Origin of the sequence: Bartonella sp. ML70XJBT.G (genome assembly GCF_028618575.1) — a bacterium.
Lineage (GTDB): Bacteria > Pseudomonadota > Alphaproteobacteria > Rhizobiales > Rhizobiaceae > Bartonella.
Genome location: NZ_JAQITA010000038.1, coordinates 1 through 6603 on the forward strand (window position 1 = coordinate 1; position 6603 = coordinate 6603).

General features: G+C 44.4%; 5 protein-coding genes and 1 pseudogene. All 6 read right to left on the reverse strand.

Annotated elements, in window-relative coordinates; genetic code table 11:
* On the reverse strand, nt 1-3144 hold the full coding sequence (locus PVV64_RS09600) for a DUF4815 domain-containing protein (RefSeq protein WP_273760783.1): 3144 nt from the start codon (nt 3142-3144) through the stop codon (nt 1-3).
* 1 nt (nt 3145) lies between these two features.
* Nucleotides 3146-4255 carry a phage tail protein gene (locus PVV64_RS09605; protein WP_273760784.1) on the reverse strand — a complete coding sequence of 370 codons (1110 nt, stop codon included), beginning with the start codon at nt 4253-4255 and terminating at the stop codon, nt 3146-3148.
* Nucleotides 4255-5079 (reverse strand): baseplate J/gp47 family protein, encoded by an 825-nt coding sequence (locus tag PVV64_RS09610; protein WP_273760785.1) that lies wholly within the window; start codon nt 5077-5079, stop codon nt 4255-4257. Before PVV64_RS09610 ends, PVV64_RS09605 begins: the two co-directional genes overlap by 1 nt.
* Nucleotides 5076-5417 carry a GPW/gp25 family protein gene (locus tag PVV64_RS09615; RefSeq protein ID WP_273760786.1) on the reverse strand — a complete coding sequence of 114 codons (342 nt, stop codon included), beginning with the start codon at nt 5415-5417 and terminating at the stop codon, nt 5076-5078. Before PVV64_RS09615 ends, PVV64_RS09610 begins: the two co-directional genes overlap by 4 nt.
* Nucleotides 5414-6079: a phage baseplate assembly protein V gene (locus PVV64_RS09620; protein WP_273760787.1), complete on the reverse strand. Its 666-nt coding sequence runs from the start codon at nt 6077-6079 to the stop codon at nt 5414-5416. Before PVV64_RS09620 ends, PVV64_RS09615 begins: the two co-directional genes overlap by 4 nt.
* Nucleotides 6060-6603 (reverse strand): annotated as a pseudogene (locus tag PVV64_RS09625) (hypothetical protein); the annotation flags it as partial. The pseudogene PVV64_RS09625 and the gene PVV64_RS09620, both read right to left, overlap by 20 nt.

Sequence of the window (6603 nt, forward strand, 5' to 3'; positions counted from 1 at the left end):
TCACAATATGCCGGCGCCAAAATCACGCACCATGGACCGCGCCGCCGGTCCACCGGTAAGGGTGAGTTTAAGGCGTGCTTGTCGTGCTGTTTTGTCGCTGCTCACAAATTTTCGCTCTGTCCAAAGCGGTTCAGCGAGTTGTTCTGTTTTGTCTAATGTGAGAGGAACAAAAGCACTATCATCCAGTTGCATCTCGAGGGTGAATGAAGAACCGCCCGGCAAGAATGTTTTGATATAGCTGGTCAACCTTGCCTTTTCCCCAAAGGCAAAAGCTCTTGTGATATAGGTTGCTGTTTGATGGATTTTTCCTGCAATCAATTGCACAGGGGCAAATAAGACAGGTGAGAGTTTTTCTGTACCTTTAAGAATAGCGCGAAGCTTGACTTTTTCATTGATATATTCGGTAAGACTCAGCAATTGAAAGGGCAGCAATTGGTAAACTGTACCGTTATTTCTTTCAATTTCAAAGATGACAGAACAATCGCTTGAAGGCAATTCAACGGCTGCACGGATTTGTAAATCAGAGCAATCCACAAGATCAAAGGTACCTAAATCCACCGTTTTTTCTGTTTGTTTATAGCGGGCTGCGAGCACCCGAAATGCTAATGCCTCATCTTGGTGCGCTGTCCAACTCTGTGCATTGACAGAGGAAAAGCGAGGACCCGTCACATAGGGGTGGCTTGAAACATATCTTTGGCGCTCTTTATCAAAATCTCCAAGTTTGGCGAGTGAGACGGAATGATCCCCATCATCGGTTTTAATGACAAAGGCGGTGAGACGATCATCGGGGACAAGTAAAGGAACATCGTAGCGTGCCTCTGCCCAACCTAGCTTTGCGCCCTTCATGGAATAGGAGGTTTGGGCTTGAATATCGGCGGTGGGATAACCGTTTTCGGTAGTGACCAAATCAATCACCAGATCATGGGCTTGATTGCCAATTTTACAAAGATGGAAATCAATCCCAGTGATTTGTCGTGTTTCATCGGGGGTAAAGACTTGCGCTTGCGGGTCGACTTGTGTCCAGATTTTCACTGTGGTGGTGCGTCGCATCACTTTCACATCAATGATACCTTGACCGGTAAAAAGCCCTGTTGCTATTGTTCCGCCTTTTCCTCGTGCCACAACATTTTTTGTACCGGCGGGAATGTTTGGGGGAATCTTGAAACTCCCTTCAAGGGTGCCTTTGCTATTGGCAACAAGGCGGCTTGTTGGCAAGACATTGACACCATCAAAGCTAAGGCTGTCCAAGATTTCGCCGCTACCAAAGCCTTCAATTTTAAAGTGAAGGGTAATTTGTCTTAAAAAACTGGTTTGCTCCCTAGCGGTACGCACCAAATCATCATGTACTTCTGTATCACGGACAGTCCACCAACCGTTCCAGCGATAAGTCCTTACGCTGGTCACACTCGAGAGCCAATCGGTACGTTGTTCGTGCCAAAAATCTGCTACGGGGTTGAGAGTAACTGTACCAGGGAGGGGTGCAAAATTTTGATAGGGGTTGATTTTTTCGCAAGCCGTTGTCAATTCTTGGGCAATGATAACTTCATTTACCCAATCAAGAGTGACAGGAGATTGTAAAGAGGTTGTATAAAATGTTGGGTCAATGGCAAGCTGTAAAATGCCATCGCATACAGCCCCTGTTTGTTCAAAACCTTCATCTCTATAACTGTCATCCAGAAAAGGATCGACAAACATGCCTTTTTTGGCAACCGGCTCTTTAGAGTCAACATTGCTTTTAATGCGCTCTAATTGCATCAAGCGGTCAAGAGAGAGCACCCGTCGAAAATAGTGCCACATTTCATCATAAGGGGCAACACGCGTGCCATCATTGACCACAAGGGGTGTTTCAAGCCAATTGTTGGTAATAGTAGCAAGAGAGAGCACATCATCAGGGACACTTGGCCCCATGGGGTGGTCTGAGGAAACACCTTTGATATAGACAACATCGCCTTTTGTATTGAGACCAATACGGTCAATGCGGGGCAATTTGTAAGTGTAACTGACAATAATATCACCATCCTCAGCCCCCCCTGAGACAGTGATTTCTTGCGCTGTCACTTTATCAGCTTGCACGCTTGCTCGGTAACGGTAAGTCACCATATAGCCGCTTCCCGGTAACGGTTCATCGCCCATAGGTGCCCAATCAATGGTATCTCCGGTTTTTTTAAAATCTCTACCTTCTTTAAATTCTTTTCCACCTTGGACAATTTTGATAAAAGCTGTGATACTTTTATCGGGAACGCCATCACGCCCTGAAGCTACAGCTCCGCGTGTGATACGAACGGTTTTTTCTTTTGTTAGCAAAATGGAATGAACAGCAGCAATGGGAGCGTAATAGGTTTTAAAGGTAAAGCTTTTTTCTTGGTTTTTGGGTGCAAAAATATGGGTTTCACTAGGAACCGCGCTTGTCGAAAAGTCTTCCATCTCTTCATGGCGCAAAGCAGCTAAGCGTTTGCGTTTAAAACCATTGATATTGGCTTCTCCTTCTTGGATACTGAACACTTGCTTTTGTCCCTCTTGTCCCAAAGCTGTGACACGGCAACCATTCACGATATAATGCCCATGGGCGCGGTCGTATGTCGCAATAGCTTGCATGGCTGGTTCAAGCAGAGAGGGGGATTTTTGATCAATGAGAACACCATCTTGTAAAATATAAACCGGAAAGAATGTGCCTTGCTGCCCATCATTTTTGAGAGCCCAGACAAGTTTTGCCACCTCACGTGCGGCACCAGGCTCTCCTTCTGCCAAGGTGCCTGGAACTTGCCCTAAGAGCTCTGGATCATCTTCATATGTCACCCAGCTTTTTTGCAGTTTCACACCGATTTCTAGGCGCCCAGTCATGGAAATATTCTCCAAGACGGCATTTGAGACAGGAAAGATATCGCCAGCGACAAAAATTTTACCCTCTGTCAACGTGACGGTTTGCTTATCTTTATTGACAAAGGCATCTGCTCGTTCAACACGATCTCCTTCTTTGGCAACAAGGCGACCAAGGCGGTTATGTCGTCCCCTTATGATGGTTTGAACCTCGTTGAGTTCAGCGCCTTGAAGAAAAGGACGCTGTCCATAAAACACAACGCTTTGTTGTTCATCTTTGCCAACAGATCTATCGATTGCAAAGGGTAAGCCACTTTCATGTTTCATGTTAGAACCTCAATAAAATTTTGAATTGTGTGCGGACATCTGTGCGCAAAGAGATGTTGATAGGTGTTTTGAGTATCTCAACACCACCACGCAGTTCACCATCTTCAAGCCAAAGTTTGCCAGGGGATGTTTGTGCTGCGGGGGTAGCGTGAACGAGAATGTTAACAGAGGCTGCTTGCTTGTTTTCCACCACATCGTGAAAATCTGTACGGGCAGCAAAATAGAGTATTGATCCTGTTTGAGAGGGCTTAAATCTGTTCCCTGAATGGCTATAGATGCCCTCTAAATCTTGTTCTACGGGTTGGACATTGGTACAGCGGCGTATGCCAATCAGAGCGTTATCGGCATCTCTTAAAGCCAAATAAAGTGTGCGGTTTTGGAACCACTCTGCCATCAATATATCGCGTTCATGTTTTTTGACAGAACACCAAGGGAAATTGGCCATCTCCCATGGATAGCAGATCTCTTTCCAATTTAATTCTTCGTCAATTTCATCAATCCAATTGCCAATTACTTTTCCTTCTTCTTTGCTAAGAGTGTGCGTGATCTCTATATCTTGTCCGAAAGAAAATAACGTCTTGCTTGTTTTGAGATATGTACCACTTTCGTGGTCCAACAGTACATTGTTGAGCTGTGACATGTTGGATTCAGCAGCTTGAACATCATAACCATAAACACCACGACGAAAATCAGAGCGCAAGCTTTTAGAAAGATTTACAATGGCTTCAATTGCCTCGAGAGAGTTCTGTTCAGGCAACCGGTCAAATTCAAGTTGAAAGGAATTCCACCATGCACGCTCTGTCCACGCGGGTGTAAAGTGTGCTGAAAGCTCTAACCATTGAAGACCCCTATCGACGGCAGCTACAGAGCCACGTATTCGCTGCCATTCAATCCCCTGATCAATCAAATCATAGAGATTTGGTACATAAGGTGTGAGTTCGCCAAGCCCATATTCTTCAATCAGCCACGGTAAGAAGCGAGGAGGGCGTGTGATCAGTTTAGAGCGTGAAATCCCCAAAACAGAAGCATCAACATCTTGATGAAAATCACAGACATCAGCAAGGTGTTTTTCAAATTCCGTTGCATGTGTGGGGAGGAGGGAGGAAAGCATTAGCGTGCACGCCCTTTAAAGTTTAAGGTGATCTTGCCAATGGATAATACTTCCTCATCGGAAACGGCATTATCCGTTGTAGGTTCAACGGCAATGACTTTTTGCACACCAGGAATCATCAGTTTTGAAATCCACCACGAAAGGCTTAATTCGCGCCCAAGTGCTTGTTCTTGTTTCCAAACGGTACGTAAATGTGCTTCCATTTGGGTTAAAACCGTGAGTGCTGTTTCTGGTAACAGCCAAACATCTGCTTTTAAGTCCACAACTTTAGCAACAGCCGCATGTACAAGGATGGTATCATTAGTCATGATGACGTTCTTATCGTGAAGGGCTTTTGAGACTTTGTCTAGCAAGTCTTGGCTTGCGGTTTCTTCTTCATTATTGCCAAAAATGGCAACATGAATGGTTGGGTTTTTCCCCTTCCGGTAAATAATGGCATCTTTTACGCGACTATCTGCGGATAAAGCAATAAATTTGTAATAAGGCTCTGTTCCACTGCCTTTGCCACTACGAGTATGAAGCCTTATGCGTTCACGGTATCTGTCATCACTCTCACCATCCATTCGTTGAACACCATGCCAATTTCCTAAAGCATCAAGAGCTTCATCTTTTGCAAAATCAAGAATATTGTTGCGTGCCGCCTCATTAATGCGTTGTCTTAAAAGCAGTTCTCGATAGCTAAAAGCCTCAATGATTTTTAAAGCGGGATCACTTTCTAAAAAAATATAACTGGGCAAAAGTTCTTTTAAATGTTCAATATTTGCTGCGCGGATTTCTTCAAAGGAAAGTTCTGAGATGATTTCGGGATTAGCAAGGTTCTTCATTGTATTAGCACTCCTTCCATGGTAATAGGCTTGCCTGATGGCAAATAAATACCGTCAAAGGACAAGGACACTTTTCCATCATCACCTCTTTCAAAATCAATTTTTTTCAGTTTAAAACGTGGTTCCCATTTGTCTAAAGCTTCAGCAACGGCAGCATAAAGAGCAATGGCAAAGGCGTTATTCATCGGTGCATCAATCAACTCCGCAACACGTGAACCATAATCACGCCGCATTACCCGTGTGCCAATGCGTGTTGTTAAAATATCAAGAATTGATTGGTGCAAATGATCGATACCAGAGAGCAGCTTTCCTGTTGTGCGGTCCATTCCACTGTTCAATTTGGACCTCCCGTCATAGAACCACCAGGGGTAACACCTCCGTGAACGTGGCTGTTTCCAATGTTGGTGCCGTTATGCTTTAAGTCACTAGAATGAAGAGCAATGCCATCATCACAATGGAGTGAAATCCCACCACCTGCTTTCAGAGCAATGGCTTTTTCTGCGTTTAAGTTCAAGTCACCTTTTGAAACAATTTTGATGCCTTCTTGTGCCTGCAGTTCTAATTTCTTGCCATCGCCTTTTATCGACACGCCATCAGAAATCGTGAGACTAAACTTTCCTCCTGATGTGAGATTAAGGGTATAGCTGTTTTGTTTATCGTCATATTCAACGGTGGTGCCATCAGGATAAAGTGTTTTATGAATATTGCCTTTATCGGCGACTTGATTTGCATCGGTGTGGAGTGAGCCAAGTATCACCCCTTGTGATAAATCGCCTGAGGAAGAGACGACAATGACTTGCTCTCCAACGTCACGCCCTTCATAAGAACAGGTTTTACCGGCGCGGGCTTGTGTATCTGGAATCCAGTCACTGACAAGATTGCCGCTTTTTACCCGATAGCGTGCATTTTTATGGTCAACATGGCTAATTTTCCCAACCATCACCATATTGGCCACCCGTCTTTTTAAATCGGTGATCTCTTTATCGCGTCGCTCTAACATGAGGCAGCCTCAATTTTTGTGTATTTCTTTTCATTTCCCATACCGGTTTCGGGGTTAAAACCGACAAGAGGTTCAATAATTCCTGCGGTTGCATTTTCTTCATGAGGGGAGGGGATATTGGTCACATAAGTGACTTCAAAGGTTAAAATTGCATTATGGAGTGCTAGGGCGCCATTATCGCCAAAGGCAAAAGCAATATTTTGTAAGCGGCATGTCTCAATGGTGTTGTTAAGATTGGGGTTGGCATAGAAAATCTCTTCAACTTCCCATGCTAATTGGTCCACGAAGCTAGCTCCATCTTTAGATGTCGCATAGCATTCGACATCAACGGTTAAAACGCGCCGCCTTAAGCCAAAATCATCCCCATCTTCGATGGTTTCGTTTTGCGTTGAGATATTAATGGCCGGCATTGCTTCAATAACTAAATTGAAGTCACGCATGTTGAAAACATTGTCACCAGCTGTTGTCTTGGCTGCTTTTATCAAATCAACAAATGTTTCTCTTATCGTTTCGCGCGGATGCAT

What these genes read in the sequence shown, in the direction of transcription:
- PVV64_RS09620 (WP_273760787.1), bottom strand. Translation starts at nt 6,079, where the DNA reads ATGTTAGAGCGACGCGATAAAGAGATCACCGATTTAAAAAGACGGGTG.
- PVV64_RS09600 (WP_273760783.1), bottom strand. Translation starts at nt 3,144, where the DNA reads ATGAAACATGAAAGTGGCTTACCCTTTGCAATCGATAGATCTGTTGGC.
- PVV64_RS09605 (WP_273760784.1), bottom strand. Translation starts at nt 4,255, where the DNA reads ATGCTTTCCTCCCTCCTCCCCACACATGCAACGGAATTTGAAAAACAC.
- PVV64_RS09610 (WP_273760785.1), bottom strand. Translation starts at nt 5,079, where the DNA reads ATGAAGAACCTTGCTAATCCCGAAATCATCTCAGAACTTTCCTTTGAA.